This window comes from Goekera deserti, from assembly GCF_010685995.1.
GTDB lineage: Bacteria > Actinomycetota > Actinomycetes > Mycobacteriales > Geodermatophilaceae > Goekera > Goekera deserti.
Genome location: NZ_JAAGWK010000002.1, coordinates 68,692 through 84,141 on the forward strand (window position 1 = coordinate 68,692; position 15,450 = coordinate 84,141).

A 15,450-nucleotide genomic window follows, 5' to 3' on the forward strand; every position below is an offset into this window, starting at 1 on the left:
CCGGCGCGGGCGCACGTGGCGCCCGGCGACCTCAGTCGGGCAGCTGGGCCCCACCGGGCCGGGCCGCGCCCAGCTCGACCCCCTCCAGGAAACCGAGGGCCCGCTCGGCCAGCGGGTAGCGGCCGACCAGCTCCCAGAACGCCGGGCCGTGACCCGGTTCCACCAGGTGCGCCAGCTCGTGCACCAGCACGTAGTCGACGACGTACTCGGGCATCCCCTGCAGGCGCCGGGACAGCCGGATCGTGCCGTCGGCGGGCGTGCAGGAGCCCCAGCGGCGGTTCTGGTTGTCCACCCAGCGCACGCTGACCGGCAGCGGCCCGCCGCCCAGGTGCGCGGCGCTGAGCGTGGCGGCCCGCTCCAGCAGCTGCTCGTCGCCACCCAGCGAGCGGCGGCGGCGCTCCTCCTGCCGGCGCAGCTTGGCCACCATCTGGTCCACCCAGCGGCGCTCCTCGGCCGGGCTGAACGCCGCGGGGATGAGCACCACGGTGCGGCCGTGCTCGCGGTAGGCGGTCACCGTGCGCCGGCGGCGCGGGCTGCGCCGCACCTCGACGACGCCGTCCTCGGAGGTGTGCGCGTGGACCTTGGCCGGTGCGCCGGACAGCGCGGCCCGCCGACGACTGCTCCCGGACGACGGCGCGTCGGCGGACGCGCCGGACCGGTCGTGGGGTCGCTGAGGCACGAGCGCACGGTAACCAACATCGCCGGTCGCGCCCATCCGGTCCACCCGGTCGTGTCCAGGTCCACACGTCTGCGCGCACCGCGCGACCCCTCCCACGAGCCGCTGACCAGCCATCGGACCGGCACTGTCAACACGCCGTCCACAGGTCCGTCCACATCCGGACCGTCACTCGTCGTTGACGGCGGGCGGTGCGGGCAATAGCGTGCCGGGTGCCGGGGCCCCCGGTGGTCCTGGTCGGTCCGCAAGGGGAAGGTGGACCGCCCAGGGAGAACACCGGGGGCCTCGTCGCACCCTCCGTCCACAGCGCCCGTCGTGCCCCGATCCGTGGACGGCGCCGCCCTGTGGACGACGCCGGCGGGACGGCGTCCCCGGATGGCACCCTCGCGCCGTGACCGACGCGATCCACCCCCTGGTGCCCCCCGCGACGCCCCTGCTGGAGCTGGCGGACTCGAGCCTGCGCATCGGCGGCCTGGACGGTGCGGACGGGCTGCTGGTCACCGGCGGTGGCCCGTGGCTGGCACCGCTGGTGCGCGGGCTCGACGGGCGCCGCAGCACGCGCACGGTCCTGGCCGACGCGGCCGCGACCGGCCTGGACCCGGTCGCGGTGCACGACCTGCTGGACGGGCTGCGGAGCGCCGGGCTGCGCACCGACGTCGACCCGGCCGACCTGCTCGCCGCCGAGGCCGGCCCGGCGGCCCGCAGCCGCACGGCCGTGGAACTGCCCGGCACCCTCGGCGCCGCGCCCCAGGACGGTGGCCGGTCCCCCACCTGGCGCGCCCGTCGGGCGGCCCGAGTGGTCGTGGACGGGGCCACCCGGGTGGGGGCACCGCTGGCGTCGGTGCTGGCCGCCAGCGGCATCGGCCGCCTCGACGTGCGGGACCGGCGGCCGGTCGCCTCCGCCGATGCGGTGGTCGGCGGCGTCACCGCCCAGGACGAGGGTCGACTGCGCTCGATGGCCGCAGCGGACGCCGTGCGCCGCGTGCACCCGACGGTCGACCTGCGGCCGCTGGACGCCGGTGAGCTGCCCGACCTCGTCGTCCTCTGCCGGCCGTGGGCGGCGGTCGACCCGCTGAGCTCGGCCTGGCAGCGGGCCGGGGTGCCGCACCTGGTCGCCACGATGCGGGGCGAGGCCGGCGTCGTCGGGCCGCTGGTCGTGCCCGGGCTGACCAGCTGCCTGCGGTGCGGCGACCTGCACCGGCGCGACGCCGACCACCGGTGGCCGGAGATGGCCGCCCAGCTGACGGCCGTGGAACCGCCGCCGAGCGGGGCGACGCTCACCTGCCTGGCCACCGCGCTCACCGCGGCACTGCAGGTGCTCGCGCACGTCGACGGCGGCGCCGCTCCCGCCGCGCTCGAGGCGACGATCGAGCTGCGGTTGCCCGACCTGGTGCCGCGCCGGCGCAGCTGGCCACCGCACCCGGCGTGCGGGTGCGCCGGGTCCCGGACCGGCCGGTGACCAGGCTGGGCCCGGGCACCCGACCGGGGGACCACCCGCCACCGGGTGGCGCGGCGGTGGACACTGTTCCTGTGACCGAGACCGGACGTCCGATGCCCCGAGGGTCCGTGTCCCGGACGGCGAAGCTCGCCTCCCTGCCGCTGGGCGCTGCCGGCCGGGCGACCCTGGGCATCGGGAAGCGGATGTCCGGCCGCTCCTCGGCGGAGGTCTCGGCCGAGCTGCAGCAGCGCACCGCCGAGCAGCTGTTCGCCGTGCTCGGGCAGCTCAAGGGCGGGGCCATGAAGCTCGGGCAGACGCTGTCGGTCTTCGAGGCCGCCGTGCCCGAGGAGATGGCCGGCCCGTACCGCGAGGCACTGGTCAAGCTGCAGGAGGCGGCGCCGCCGATGCCGGTGCGCACGGTGCACGGGGTGCTCGCCCAGCAGCTGGGCAGCTCGTGGCGGCAGCGGTTCCGGGAGTTCGACGACGCCCCGTCCGCGGCGGCGAGCATCGGCCAGGTGCACCGGGCCACCTGGCGCGACGGGCGTGACGTGGCGGTCAAGATCCAGTACCCGGGGGCCGCGACCGCGCTGATCGCCGACCTCAACCAGCTGGGCCGCTTCGCGCGGCTGTTCGCCGCGTTCATGCCCGGCATGGACATCAAGCCGCTGGTCGAGGAGCTCAAGGCACGGGTGATCGAGGAGCTGGACTACGGCATGGAGGCCGACTCGCAGCGGGCCTTCGCCGCCGCCTTCGCCGGTGACGAGCAGATCGTGGTGCCGCGGATCGTGGCCAGCGCGCCCAAGGTGATCGTGTCGGAGTGGCTGGACGGGCTGCCGCTGGCCAAGATCATCGCGTCCGGGACGCGGGAGCAGCGCGACCGCGCGGGCCTGCTCATGGGCGTGTTCCACTTCTCCGCACCGCAGCGCGCCGGCCTGCTGCACGCCGACCCGCACCCGGGCAACTTCCGGCTCACCGCCGACGACCGGCTGGGTGTCATCGACTTCGGCGCGACCGCCCGGCTGCCCGAGGGACTGCCGGAGCCGATCGGCCGGCTGCTGCGCTGGTCGCTGGCCGGCCGCGCGGAGAGCGTGCTGGCAGACCTGCGCACCGAGGGCTTCGTCCGGCCCGAGGTCCAGGTGGACGCCGAGGCCGTGCTGGACTACCTGCGACCGCTCATGGAGCCGGTCGCCACCCGCCACTTCCACTTCACCCGGGCCTGGATGCAGGCCCAGGCGCTGCGGCTGGGCGACCCGCGCACCGAGGCCAGCAAGCTGGGCCGGCAGCTGAACCTGCCGCCCAACTACCTGATGATCCACCGCGTGACGATGGGGTCGATCGGGGTGCTCTGCCAGCTCGACGCGGCCGGGGACTACCGCGGCGTCATCGAGGAGTGGCTCCCCGGCTTCGCCGACTGACGACGGGCATCCCCGCCCGTGTCCTCCACGGCGGGGATGCCCGTCAGCGCGAGCCGTACGCGGTGCGGAGGCCCTCCTGCCCGTGCCGCGCGCGGCGTGGAGGGCGGAGCACCTCCCGCCGCGGACTGCAGGAGGCACTCCGACCTCGGGGGCACGGCACCTGACCGTGGTGCGGTCCGCAGGATCGCGGTGCTGTCGCGCCTCCGCCGTCACCAGACGGCGGCGTTGGCCCGGGCGGCTCGCCGGGAGGCGCGCTCGGCGCGCCGGGCCCACCGTCGGGCGGCCATGATCCGGCGCGCCCGGTCGGCGTCGTCGGACCTGGTCTGGAAGTCGCGCATGCGGCTGCGCGCCAGGTCGTCGTGGAACGTGTGCACGGTTCTGTCCTCACAGGGTGGGTGGCCGGCGCCCCGGGTGGGGCGCCGGCTCGAACGGGGTCTGCCGGCCTCGGGGCGGCAGGTGGCTGGCCGAGCACCGGCGCGACGTGCAGCCGGTGCGGTGCTGGCAGGTCGGGCTCCTCACGCGGCGGCGTCCTTCCGGGGACGACCGCGCGGGCGCTTGCGGGCGATGACCACTCCCTGCTGGAAGATCTCGCCGCCCCAGACGCCCCATGGCTCGGCCCGATCCAGAGCGCCGGCCAGGCAGGCGGCCCGGACGGGGCAGGTGGAGCACAGCTCCTTGGCGATCTCGAGCTGCGCGGGCGCCTCGGCGAACCACAGGTCGGGGTCCTGGACACGGCAGGGCAGGGTGCGAGCGGGGGCCGACCCGGTCGTCGTCGTCCTGGGGCTGTTGCCCCCGCCCTGCCCCCGGGCCCCGCCCGTGTCGGGCCCGAGACGGCGCTGGGACGTCGGCCGCTCGATCGTCTGCTGCACGTCTCCTCCTCTTCCTCGTCGGTGACTCACTCCCGACCGACGGGGGACCGACGGCCGGGTGACTCGACGGGATCCGCGGAGAAAGACAGAGGCCGCGGATCCCGGTTCGGGTTCCGCGGCCTCGAGGAGGTCCTGCTGAGCTCAGCTCAGCGGGTCTCTCGGGGGCAGCTCGCCCGGAATGGTGTTCTTCAGCTGGACGGTGCGCTCGGCGGTGCCGGCACCGGTGGTGTGCAAGCCGGTCGAGCCGGCAGCGGCGATGAGGCCGCGGAATCGGATGGCAGCGCCGACGGAGGACGCACCGGTCCCCGGGATCGGGGCGGCCAGGCCGGACAGGACACCGGCGCGCAGATCGACCGGCAGTGCCGTCGCGGCGACCGGGGTCGCCCAGGCGTACGGACGCGCGGCGAGGACACCCAGGCCGGTCGGCGCGGCGGGGGCATCCCAGGTCATGGTGTTCTTCACGTGGTCAACCCCTCTCCGGGCAGGACACCGGCTGGTGGGCCGGTGCCGGTCGCTGGTCGTGTCGTCGTGCTCCGCGGTGTGGCGTGGGCCGCACTGCGATGTGGTGTGAGGGGAGGTTATGGGCTGCCCGGCGAGGGGCGCAACGCAATTAACGAGAAGTTCCGGTGACTGCCCCGATCGGGCGTGTCGCCCGGGCCCGCGGCCGCGCGGCGAGGTCGTCCGGCGAGGTCAACCGGCGACGGCGGCGAGCACCTCGGCGCCGTACATGTCGAGCTTCCGGCTGCCGATGCCGGGCAGCCCGGACAGCTCCTGCAGGGTCGAGGGACGGGTCTCGGCGATGGCCTGCAGGGTGGCGTCGCTGAACACCACGTAGGCGGGGACCGACGCGGTGGCCGCCGTCTGGGCACGCCAGGCGCGCAGCCGCTCGAAGCGCTCCCCCGCAGCCCCGTCCAGCACGACCGGGGGCCGCTTGGTCGGCGTCGTCCGCGGCCGGGCGGCGCCGTCCGGGGCGAGCCCGTCGAGGAACCGGCTGCGTGGCCGGGTGCGCCGGCCACCGGGTGCCCGGGCCAGCGACCAGGACAGGGTGAGCTGCTCGCGCGCCCGGGTCACCGCCACGTACAGCAGCCGGCGCTCCTCCTCGACCGCATCGGGCCGGGAGTGCGACTGGGCGATGGGCAGGACGCCGTCGACCAGACCGACGACGAAGACCGCGTCCCACTCCAGGCCCTTGGCGGCGTGCATGGAGGCGAGCGTGACGCCCTGGACGGTGGGCGCGTGCTGGGCGTTGGCGCGCTCGGCGAGGTGGGCGACGAAGCCGGCGAGGTCGAGGGCGGGCTCCTCGGAGACCATGTCGACGGCCAGGTCGACCAGGGCGGCCAGCGACTGCCAGCGGTCCCGGGCGGCACCGCCGGGCGGGGGCCGGTGCTCGACCCACCCGGTGGCGGCCAGCACGTCCCGGACGGAGGGCACCAGGGCGCCGGGCTCGTTTCCGCCGGCCGCCGCACCCCGCAGCAGCTGGACGGCGTCCCGGACCTCGGGGCGCTCGAAGAAGCGCTCGCCGCCCTTGAGCACGTACGGCACGCCGACGTCGGTGAGCGCGGCCTCGTAGACCTGGGACTGCGCGTTGATCCGGAACAGCACGGCGATCTCCGAGGCGGGCAGCCCGCCGTCGACCAGCGCCCGGCAGGCCGCGGCGACCGCCGCGGCCTCGGCCGGCTCGTCGGGGTGCTCGACGAAGCGCGGTTCGGCCCCCGGGGTGCGCTGACCCAGCAGCCGCAGGCCGGGCAGCCCCTTGCGGCGGGGCGCCTGGCCGATCAGCTTGTTCGCCAGTGCCACGACCTGCGGGGTGGAGCGGTAGTCGCGCTCCAGCTTCACCACCTCGGCGTCGGGGTAGCGGTCGGCGAAGCCGAGCAGGTGGTCGGGGTCGGCGCCGGTGAAGGAGTAGATCGTCTGGTTGGGGTCGCCGACGACGCAGATCTCCGCGCGGCCACCGAGCCAGGCGTCCAGCAGCCGCTGCTGCAGCGGGTTGACGTCCTGGTACTCGTCGACGACGAAGTGCCGGTACTGACCGCGGACCTCGCGGGCGACGTCCCGGTGCTCCTCCAGCGCGTAGGCCGTGACCAGCAGCAGGTCCTCGAAGTCCAGTGCGCCGTCGCGCTGCTTGGCCGACTCGTAGCCGGCGTAGACGGCGGCGACGGTGGCCGCGTCGAAGGGGACCTCCCGCTGGGCGGCGGCAGCCCGGGCCGGGTAGTCCTCGGGCGTGGCCAGCGTGGTCTTGGCCCACTCGATCTCGCTGGCCAGGTCGCGCAGGCTGGCACGGTCGGTGGTCAGCCGGGAGCGGGAGGCCGCCGCGGCGACCACCCGCAGCTTGTTCTCGACCAGCTCGGGCATCGGCCCGCCCAGCACGCGGGGGGCGAAGTAGCGCAGCTGGCGCATGGCGGCGGCGTGGAAGGTGCGCGCCTGCACCCCCCCGACGCCGAGGGCGGACAGCCGGCCGCGCAGCTCGCCGGCGGCCCGGGCGGTGAAGGTGACGGCCAGGACCTGCTCGGGCACGTACACCCCGGTGTGCACCCCGTAGGCGATCCGGTGGGTGATGGTGCGGGTCTTGCCGGTGCCGGCCCCGGCCAGGATGCAGACCGGCCCCTGCACCGCCGCTGCCGCCGAGCGCTGCTCCTCGTCCAGGCCGGCCAGGATCGCCTCGGCTCCTCCGTCAGCGGTCGTGCGCAGCGCACCCGGGGTCCCCACGCGCCCATCCTCCCAGCCGGTGCGCCGCCCGGGCCGACGGCGGCACCGGCGGGGGGAAGCATCGCCCGGCGGCCCGCGTTCGGCCCTGCGGGCTCCCAGTGTCCTGGGTGGCCCATCTCGCACCGACCGTGGAGGATCTCACTCGATGAGCGCCGCAACCGTTCCCGTGACCATGTACACCACCAGCTGGTGCGGCTACTGCGTCCGGCTGAAGAAGATGATGCAGCGCGAGGGCATCGAGTTCGCCGAGGTGAACATCGAGACCGACGAGACCGCGGCCGACCGGGTGATGGCGGCCAACGGCGGCAACCGCACGGTGCCGACGCTCGTCTTCGCCGACGGCAGCGCGCTGACCAACCCGAGCATCGACCAGGTGAAGTCCCAGCTCTCGCAGCTCCACGGCGCGTGATGCCGGGGTCGCGGCCTCTCCCGGGTGATGATCGCCCGCAGGGAGGCCGTCGGCCCACCTGGCACCGGACGCCGCCGTGGCGCCCACCCCAGTCGAGGAGGTCCCCGTGAGCGAGCCGGCCGAGCCCCTGGAGGCGGGAGGTGCGTGGCCCCTGCCGGGCGACGCGGTGCGCACCCGCACCGGTGAGCCGGCCGTGCTGCTCACCCGTACCGAGGGCGGTTGGGCGGTGCTCGCCCCGCACGGCGAGCACACCGCCGGGGACCTCGTCGAGGCGCTGAGCCTCGCCGACCTGGTGGTCGAGGAGCTCGACGTGCTCACCCGGCCCACCCCGCCGCCACGGCCGGCGTGCCCTGCCGACGAGCCGGGCGACGACGACCCGGTCGGCCGGGAGCTCGCCGCCCTGCGCCGCACCGTGGGTCAGCTGGAGCACGCCCTGGTCACCCGGGTGTGCACCGAGCGGGCCATCGGGGTGCTGGCCGAGCGCCAGCGGCAGTCGCCCCGTGCGGCCTTCGAGGGGCTGCGCCGGGAGGCGCGGGCCAGCGGCCGGCTGGTGCACGACCTGGCCCGCGAGGTGCTCGACGGCCTGGACGTGGCCGCCGCCGCGGGACCGCCGGTGGGTCTGCGCCCGGCCCCGTTCCCGGCTCCCACCCCCGGGCAGCCCCCGCTGCGGCACGCGGGCACCCAGGACGCCGCTCCCCTGCTCGCCCCGGCCCCGGCGGCGCCCAGCGACGAGACCGCCGCACGCTCCGGTCCGCGCCGGGTGTCCCGCACCTTGCGCCCCGGTGTCACCCGGCACCGGGTGGACGGGCAGCCCTGATCCCCCCGCACCTGCCCGGTCGCCGGCCGCGCGGCCGGACCGCGCCCCGCCGGTGAGCCGGGCCGGCCGCCCGGAGCCGCTGACCCCGGGCGCACTCGCCGACCGGCTGGCAGCGGAGCTGGCCACGGTCGCGCCGGTGCCGGGCGCCGGCGCCCTGCGGGTGGCCGTGGACGGCCCCCCGGTCGCCGACCCCGAAGGGCTGGCCCGGTCGATCGCCGAGCGGCTGCCCGCGCTGGGCCGCTCCGCGGTGGTGGTGCCCGCCGCCGGGTTCCTCCGGCCGGCGTCGGTGCGCCTGGAACACGGCCGCACCGACCCCGACGCGCGGTACGAGGACTGGCTGGACGCCGGCGCCCTGGCCCGCGAGGTGCTCGACCGCACCGGCCCGGGCGGGCCGGGTGAGTACCTGCCGGAGCTCTGGGACACCGTGCGCGACCGGGCGTCCCGGCAGGTGCACCGCCCGCTGCCGCCGCGCGCGGTGCTGCTCGTGCCGGGCTCGCTGCTGCAGGGCGTCGGGCTGGCCTTCGACGTCACGGTGCACGTGCGGGTCAGCGCCGCCGCACGCCGGCGCCGCACCCCGGCCGAGCTGGCCTGGGAGCTCGCCGCCTTCGACCGGTACGACGCGGAGGTCGACCCCGCGGCGCTCGCGGACCTCGTGGTGCTCGCCGAGCACGCCGACCGCCCCGCCCTGGTGCGCCAGGGCCGCTTCCTCCCCTGACCTCCCACGCCGGCGGCGCCTGCCGCCGGGCCGGTCAGCGATGATCAGGAGCCCGCGCCCCAGAGGTCGCCGGCGACCCAGCGGTCGATGATGAAGCGGGCGATGGACACCGGTGGCGGCAGGGCCTGCGGGCCGCGCCCGGCAGCGAGCTCCTCCCGGGTGAACCAGCGGGCCTCCTCGATCTCGTCCTCATCGACGCGCAGCGTGCGGTCGCCCTCGACGCGGGCGGTGAAGCCGAGCATCAGCGACTGCGGGAACGGCCAGGGCTGGCTGGACACGTACCGGACGTCGGTGACCCGCAGCCCCACCTCCTCGGCGACCTCCCGGACGACGGCGGCCTCGGCGGACTCCCCCGGCTCGACGAAACCGGCCAGGATGGAGAACCGCCCCGGCGGCCACACCGCCTGCCGGCCCAGCACGCACCGGTCGCCGTCGTGCACCAGCATGATCACCGCGGGGTCGGTGCGCGGGAAGACCTGGCCGCCGCCCACCGGGTCGCGCTGCACCCAGCCGCCCTGCTCGACGACGGTGGCCGCGCCGGTGGCGGGGCTGAACCGGTTGCGCTCGTGCCACTCCACGATGCCCACCGCCTGGGCGAGCAGACCGGCGTCCCGGTCACCCAGGTCGGCCCCGATGTCGCGCAGCCCGGACCACCCGTCGACCGGCCGGCCGGACACCGTCAGCGAGCGCTCCCCCCGGACGACGGCGTACGGCACGCCGTCTGCCTCGCCCAGGTAGACCGCGCCGGTGGGCATCGTGGGCTGCTCGTCCCACAGCAGCTCGGGGCCGCCGGCGCCCTCGTGCACGGGCGCGGCGCGGGTGGCGTCCAGGGTGAGCACCCGCACCGGGCGCCCGCCGGTGGGGTCGGGCAGCGAACGGGCGAGGTGGCCGCGGTCGTGCGCGACCCGGGACAGCACCGGCACGCCGGGCTCGCTGGCCCGCGAGCCGGTCGGCCAGTCCCGCTCGGTCACCGGCTGCCCGGCCGGCGGCGGGTGCGCGCCGCTGCCGGCAGGTGGTGCGCCCGCCGAGGTCATGCCCCTGGCTCTGGCTCTGCGGTGGCCGTGACCTGGACCGGGCCGAGCACGTGCAGCGCGTCGGCCACCCGCCCGGCGTCGCCGACGACCACGCCGGTCAACCGGGCCGGCGCGAACCAGCGCCTCGCGGCCTGGGTGACCTCCTCGACGGTGACCGCGCCGAGGGCCCGCTGGTGCTCCGCGAGCCAGCCGGGCTGCAGGCCCGCGCCCAGCAGAGCCGACAGGGTGCTGGCCAGGCCGGCGTGCGTGGCCGTCGCCAGCGCGGTGGTGCCCAGCACGTAGCGGCGGGCGGCGTCCAGTTCGGCCTCGGTGACCGTGGTGAGCGCCATCCGGCCCAGCTCGTAGGTGGTCTCCAGCAGCGCCGGCCCGGTGACCTCGGTGGCGACGTCGGCCTCCACGAGGAAGGACGCACCGCCGGCCAGGTGGTCGATCGCGCTGCGCGGGCTGTAGCTGTAGCCCTTGCGCTCCCGGATGTTCTCGACCAGCCGGGAGGAGAAGTAGCCGCCGAAGACCATCGCCGCCAGCCGGACGGCGGGCAGCTCCGGGTCGGTGCGCGCGGGCGCCGGCCCGCCGAGCCGGATGTTCGACTGCACGGCGCCCGGGCGGTCCACCAGCTCCAGCGGGCCGGGTACGGGCTGCGGCACGGCCAGGACGGGGACGTCGGTGCCGGTCGCCGTCCAGCCGCCGAGCGCGGCACCCACCGCGTCGAGGGCGGCAGCGGGGTCGAGGTCGCCGACGAGCACGAGCGTGCTGCCGGCCGGGAGGACGCGCTCGCGGTGCAGCTTGCGCAACGCGGCCGAGCTCACCGACCCGACCAGCTCGGTGCGTGGCAGCTGCTGGCCGTAGGGGTGCAGCCCGTAGCGGCGGGAGGCCAGGGCGCTGCGGGCGATCACGCCGGGCTGCGAGCGGGCGATGGCGATGCGCTCGGCGACCCGGGCCCGCTCGCCCTCGACCGGACCGGCCGGGTAGGTCGCCGCGGTGAGCAGCTCGGCGAGCACGCCGAGCACCGGGGCGAGCCCGCTGGGCAGCAGCGTGGTGGAGAAGGTGAGCCGGTCGGGGTCGACCGAGACGCCCAGCTCGGCACCCTGCGCCTGCAGCAGCTGGGCGATCTCGACCTGGTCGTGCCGGGCCGTGCCCAGCAGCACCGCGCCGGCCAGCACCGCGGAGCGGGCCACGTGCGCCGCGGCCGCGCGGGCGGACGCCGCGGCGAAGGGCACCCGCAGCCGCAGCTCGACCAGCGGCACCCCCGGCCGCGGGACGACGACCAGGCGCAGGCCCGAGGGCAGCGTGGTGTCGTGCGCCTCGGGCACCGGCTGCGGGCGCGGCTCCCCCAGTGCGGGGACGAGGGTCGTGTCCAGCACCGGCACGCTCATCGACGTCCTCCGATCGTGCGCAGCTCCAGCACGGCGGCCGTGCCGGGGTCCAGGCCGCGGGCGGCCTGCTGCACCTGCTCCGGGGTGACGGCGGCCAGCCGGGCGGCCAGCTCCCCGGCCAGCTCGGCCCGGCCGTGCACCAGCTCCGCGGCGGCGAAGGCCAGCGTGCGGCCCAGCACCGAGTCGGCCTGGCGCAGCAGCTGGGCGCTGGTGCGGGCCTGCACCCGCACCAGTTCCTCGGCGCCGACGCCGTCGGTGGCGACCCGGGCGACCTCCTCGAACACCGCGTCGAGCACCCGGTCGGCCGGCACCTCGGCGGGGTGGTGCACCTGGGTGACCAGCATGGTGGCGTCGCGCACGTCGAACGGGTCACCGAACAGGCCGAGGTAGCTGCTCTGGGCCACCGCGACCCGGTCGCCGTGCACCAGGCGCAGCTCCAGCCGGGAGGCGTCGCCCTCGCTGAGCAGCTCGGCCAGCAGCACGGTGCCCAGGTAGGTGTCGAAGTCGCCCACCGGGTCGGGCACCCGCCAGCCGACGGCCACGGCCGGGGTCGGGATCAGCGGGTCCTCGACCACCCCGCGGCGCACGCTGGTCGGCGAGGGCTCCCCGGTGTGCGGGGTGGGCGGCGCCGGCCGGGCGGGCACGACGTCGAACCAACGGCGCACCAGGCGCTCGGTCTCGGCGGTGTCCAGGTCGCCGCCGAGGCACAGCACCGCGTTGGACGGCGCGTAGTAGCGGGAGAAGAAGTCCTCCGCGTCCTCGACGGTGGAGGACTCCAGGTCTACGAAGGAGCCGTAGCCGTCGTGGGTGTTGGCGAAGCTCTCGAAGGCGACCGGCGGCAGCTGCAGCCAGGGGAAGGCGCCGTAGGGCCGGTTCAGCACGTTGACCCGGATCTCCTCCTTCACCACGTCGATCTGGTTGCGGAGGTTCTCCTCGGTGATCGCCGGGGCGGCCATCCGGTCGGCCTCGAGGAACAGCGCGCGCTCCAGCGCCTCGGACGGCAGTGCCTGGAAGTAGTTGGTGTAGTCCAGGTGGGTGGAGCCGTTGAACATCCCGCCGGCGGCCTGCACCAGCCGGGCGTGCTCCATCTTCGGCACGTTGGCCGAGCCCTGGAACATCATGTGCTCGAAGAGGTGCGCGAACCCGGTGCGCCCCTCCGGTTCCGAGCGCATGCCCACGTCGTAGAACACGCTCACCGCGACCACCGGGACGCTCCGGTCGGGCGCCAGGACCACCCGCAGGCCGTTGTCGAGGGTGAACCGCTCGACGGGGTGGCGCAGGGTCAGGTCGGCACCGTCTCGCGTCACGTCCAGGACACTAGCTCTCCCCCGTCACACCACCTCGACGGCGTCGACCACCCGGTCGATCACGCCGTAGAGCTCCGCGTGGGTGTTGGGGATGGAGATGTAGAGCAGCGCCGGGGCCGGCCGGCCGACGTCGACCAGCAGCAGCGCGGCCCGCTCGCCGGTGGCGTCGTAGCCCTCGACGTCCCAGCTGAGCTCGAACTCGAACAGCTGCGCGGGGGCGCCGTCGACGGTGAGCGCCTCGTCGCGCAGCACCCGGCGGTCGTTGGGCATCGGGTAGTAGTTCAGCCGCACACTGTCGGCGACCTGCGGCATCGTGGCCGCCAGCGACCCCGGGCCGGTCCAGCCGTAGCCGTCCTGCAGCCCTCCGGAGGTGCACTGCGCGATGAAGCTGGTGCCGTCCGGGGTGAGGTCCTGGGTGGTGAAGAACTGGCCGGCGGTGGTGACCGTCTCCCGCTGCCGCCCCAGGTCGTACTCGTACCAGCCGTTGCCGAGGAACGGGTAGCTGATCCCGGCGTCGGAGTCGGTGATCCGCACGGTGCCGGGCGGGAAGGGCGTGCCGGGGGCCGCCTGCGGTGCGACGCTGCCCGGCGCACCGGGCGACGGGCCGGTGCCGCCCGACCCGCTCAGCACCACCGCCAGGACGACGGCCAGCACCAGCCCGAGCACCGACAGGCCGACCACGACCGGCACCCGCCGCGACCGCGACGCCGGCGGGGCCTGCTCCCAGCCGGGGTGCTGCGGGGGCGTCCAGGCGTGCTGGTCACCGGCGAGCGCGACGCCGGGGCCGGCCGGGGTGGTGACGTCGGACCAGGCGGCGCCGTCGAACCAGCGCACCAGCCCGGGGGCGCCGTCCGGGTCGGGGTACCAGCCGGGCGCCGCGCTCGTGGTCGGCTGCCCGCCCGACACGGCTCCGGGTCCGCTCATGCCGCGCAGCCTAGGCCGTGCCGGCGGCCGGTCACAGCACCCGCGGTGTGTCCCGGCACGCTCCCGGGGCCGGCCCGGCGGTCAGCTGCCGTCGGCGTGCGAGCTGAACCAGGACGCCAGGTCGGCGACGCCGTCGACGCCGCCACCGCGGAGCTCGGCCCGGCCGATGACGCCCAGCCCGGGCACCGTCCAGGCCAGCACGCTGTCGCCGTCGGGCTCGGTGACGGTGCAGGAGACCCGGCCGACGACGGTGTCGTCGTAGGCGGTCAGCTGGAACCAGCCGCGCCCGTCGTCGGGGTCGGTGCAGCCGTAGGCGCTGGTGTCGTCGTCCAGCTGGGGCAGGTCCAGCCGGCTGACGCCGGCGGCGAAGACGTCCGTGGCGGCGTCCTCGGAGTCGTAGAGCGTGTACGTCGCGCCGGTCGGCCCGCCGTCGGTGGCGCTGCGGCCGCAGCGCAGCCCGGTCAGCGCGTCGTCGCCGCCGGCGACGACGGTGCAGTCGGCCGGGTCCACGTCGTCGGGCAGCCCGAGCCGCAGCAGCCGCTGCTGCGCCGCGGTGGCCGCCGCGGCGTCGTCGTCCCGGGCGCGCTCGCTGAGCACCAGCAGCACCCCGAGGGTCGCCGCGACCAGCGCCAGGACGACGGCCACCGCCCACCCCAGCCGGCCGGGGCGCCGGTCCCGGTTCTGCCGCACCGGCTGCAGCGGCGCCGGCGGGGGCACCGCCGGGGAGCCCGGCCAGCCGCCGGGAGGTGGCGGTGCACCCGGGCCGGGCCGGTCGGGCGTGGGCCGGGGCAGCTGCGCGGTGACCGGGCGGGAGCCGTCCGGGGCGAGCGGGCCGGCGGTGGTCGGCGCGGTGCGACCGTCCTCCGGGCGGGGCACCTCCACACCGCTGACCGACAGGGCGGCGCGGGCGGCCGCGGCCATCCCGCCGGCCGACGTCCAGCGCTGCTCCCGGTCCTTGGCCAGCCCGCGCAGCACGACGGCGTCCAGCAGGTCGGGCAGTCCGGCCCGGACCGAGCTCGGGGCCGGCGGCTCCTCCTGCAGGTGGGCGTACATGTGCTCGGCCGCCCCCACGCCCTGGAACGGACGGCGCCCGGTGAGCAGCTCGAACAGCAGGCAGGCCAGGGAGTACACGTCGGCCCGGCCGTCCAGCGGCTGCCCGGTGAAGCGTTCCGGGGCCATGTACTCGGTGCTGCCCAGCGCCAGCCCGGTGCCGGTGAGCGCCGGCTGACCCTCGTCCTCGGTGCTGCGCGCGATGCCGAAGTCGACCAGGTAGACGAAGTCCTCCCCCGGGCGGTTCACGGCCAGGTCCGCGCCGTCGGCCCGGCCGACGAGCAGCACGTTGGAGGCCTTGACGTCGCGGTGCAGCAGGCCGTCGGCGTGCGCGGCGTCCAGGGCACGGGCCACCTGGCCCACGACGTCGACCGCCCGCGCGGGGTCCAGCGGGCCGGTGCGCGCCAGCAGCGCGGCCAGGTCCTCGCCCTCGACCAGGCGCATGTCCAGGAACAGCCGGCCGTCGATCTCGCCGTAGCGGTGGATCGGGATGACGTGCGGCTCGCGCAGCCGGGCCACCACGCGGGCCTCCCGCCGGAACCGCTCCTGGTAGGTGGCGTCGCTGGCCCACTGCGGGCCGAGCACCTTGAGCGCGACGTCCCGGTCGTGCTCGGTGTCGTGCGCGCGCAGCACCTCGCCCATGCCGCCGCGACCGAGCAGGCCGAGCACCTCGTAGGGGCCGAAGCGCTGGCCGGGACCCGTCACGACCCGATCCCC

Annotated in this window: 15 protein-coding genes; 5 read left to right on the top strand and 10 right to left on the bottom strand. The window is 76.5% G+C overall.

Going from position 1 to position 15,450, the window contains the following annotated elements:
• Positions 1-31 precede the first annotated feature (31 nt).
• Positions 32-679, bottom strand: a complete 648-nt coding sequence (locus G1H19_RS00545) for a M48 metallopeptidase family protein (protein WP_235928298.1) — start codon at positions 677-679, stop codon at positions 32-34.
• A gap of 388 nt (positions 680-1,067) precedes the next feature.
• Between G1H19_RS00545 and G1H19_RS00550 the strand changes: the two genes are divergently transcribed.
• A complete protein-coding gene (locus G1H19_RS00550; protein ID WP_162393438.1) occupies positions 1,068-2,135 on the top strand; it encodes a ThiF family adenylyltransferase in 1,068 nt (355 codons plus the stop codon).
• Positions 2,136-2,227: 92 nt separating this feature from the next.
• Positions 2,228-3,529 (top strand): ABC1 kinase family protein, encoded by a 1,302-nt coding sequence (locus G1H19_RS00555; protein WP_193616540.1) that lies wholly within the window; start codon positions 2,228-2,230, stop codon positions 3,527-3,529.
• 209 nt (positions 3,530-3,738) lie between these two features.
• Here the strand turns inward: G1H19_RS00555 and G1H19_RS00560 are convergent, their stop codons facing one another.
• The 4 genes from G1H19_RS00560 to G1H19_RS00575 all read right to left on the bottom strand — a co-directional run bounded on the left by G1H19_RS00560 (position 3,739) and on the right by G1H19_RS00575 (position 7,104).
• On the bottom strand, positions 3,739-3,903 hold the full coding sequence (locus G1H19_RS00560; protein ID WP_162393408.1) for a hypothetical protein: 165 nt from the start codon (positions 3,901-3,903) through the stop codon (positions 3,739-3,741).
• A gap of 141 nt (positions 3,904-4,044) precedes the next feature.
• A complete protein-coding gene (locus G1H19_RS24280) occupies positions 4,045-4,398 on the bottom strand; it encodes a WhiB family transcriptional regulator (protein WP_162393437.1) in 354 nt (117 codons plus the stop codon).
• A gap of 141 nt (positions 4,399-4,539) precedes the next feature.
• Positions 4,540-4,860, bottom strand: coding sequence for a hypothetical protein (locus G1H19_RS00570; RefSeq protein WP_152731320.1), 321 nt, complete (start codon positions 4,858-4,860; stop codon positions 4,540-4,542).
• Positions 4,861-5,088: 228 nt separating this feature from the next.
• Complete coding sequence (locus G1H19_RS00575; RefSeq protein ID WP_162393436.1) at positions 5,089-7,104, bottom strand: ATP-dependent helicase; 2,016 nt, start codon at positions 7,102-7,104, stop codon at positions 5,089-5,091.
• A gap of 145 nt (positions 7,105-7,249) precedes the next feature.
• Here G1H19_RS00575 and G1H19_RS00580 point away from each other — a divergent pair, with 145 nt between their 5' ends.
• From G1H19_RS00580 to G1H19_RS00590, 3 genes are all read left to right on the top strand, one after another.
• On the top strand, positions 7,250-7,513 hold the full coding sequence (locus G1H19_RS00580) for a mycoredoxin (protein WP_152731319.1): 264 nt from the start codon (positions 7,250-7,252) through the stop codon (positions 7,511-7,513).
• Positions 7,514-7,619: 106 nt separating this feature from the next.
• Complete coding sequence (locus tag G1H19_RS24285; protein ID WP_202926003.1) at positions 7,620-8,330, top strand: ANTAR domain-containing protein; 711 nt, start codon at positions 7,620-7,622, stop codon at positions 8,328-8,330.
• Positions 8,331-8,382: 52 nt separating this feature from the next.
• A complete protein-coding gene (locus tag G1H19_RS00590; protein ID WP_235928297.1) occupies positions 8,383-9,045 on the top strand; it encodes a nucleoside/nucleotide kinase family protein in 663 nt (220 codons plus the stop codon).
• Between the two features lie 44 nt (positions 9,046-9,089).
• Here the strand turns inward: G1H19_RS00590 and nudC are convergent, their stop codons facing one another.
• From nudC to G1H19_RS22420, 5 genes are all read right to left on the bottom strand, one after another.
• Positions 9,090-10,079: an NAD(+) diphosphatase gene (nudC, locus tag G1H19_RS00595; protein ID WP_152731318.1), complete on the bottom strand. Its 990-nt coding sequence runs from the start codon at positions 10,077-10,079 to the stop codon at positions 9,090-9,092.
• A complete protein-coding gene (locus G1H19_RS00600; protein ID WP_152731317.1) occupies positions 10,076-11,452 on the bottom strand; it encodes a M16 family metallopeptidase in 1,377 nt (458 codons plus the stop codon). Before G1H19_RS00600 ends, nudC begins: the two co-directional genes overlap by 4 nt.
• A complete protein-coding gene (locus G1H19_RS00605) occupies positions 11,449-12,759 on the bottom strand; it encodes a M16 family metallopeptidase (RefSeq protein WP_162393435.1) in 1,311 nt (436 codons plus the stop codon). The genes G1H19_RS00600 and G1H19_RS00605 overlap by 4 nt, the downstream gene beginning before the upstream one ends.
• A gap of 24 nt (positions 12,760-12,783) precedes the next feature.
• Positions 12,784-13,683 (bottom strand): DUF2510 domain-containing protein, encoded by a 900-nt coding sequence (locus tag G1H19_RS00610; RefSeq protein WP_152731315.1) that lies wholly within the window; start codon positions 13,681-13,683, stop codon positions 12,784-12,786.
• A gap of 81 nt (positions 13,684-13,764) precedes the next feature.
• Complete coding sequence (locus tag G1H19_RS22420; RefSeq protein ID WP_202926002.1) at positions 13,765-15,438, bottom strand: serine/threonine-protein kinase; 1,674 nt, start codon at positions 15,436-15,438, stop codon at positions 13,765-13,767.
• Positions 15,439-15,450: the final 12 nt, after the last annotated feature.

Excerpts from the sequence above, each read along its gene's own strand:
- G1H19_RS00555 (WP_193616540.1), top strand. The coding sequence starts at position 2,228 with ATGCCCCGAGGGTCCGTGTCCCGGACGGCGAAGCTCGCCTCCCTGCCG.
- G1H19_RS00580 (WP_152731319.1), top strand. The coding sequence starts at position 7,250 with ATGAGCGCCGCAACCGTTCCCGTGACCATGTACACCACCAGCTGGTGC.
- nudC (WP_152731318.1), bottom strand. The coding sequence starts at position 10,079 with ATGACCTCGGCGGGCGCACCACCTGCCGGCAGCGGCGCGCACCCGCCG.
- G1H19_RS00600 (WP_152731317.1), bottom strand. The coding sequence starts at position 11,452 with ATGAGCGTGCCGGTGCTGGACACGACCCTCGTCCCCGCACTGGGGGAG.
- G1H19_RS00610 (WP_152731315.1), bottom strand. The coding sequence starts at position 13,683 with ATGAGCGGACCCGGAGCCGTGTCGGGCGGGCAGCCGACCACGAGCGCG.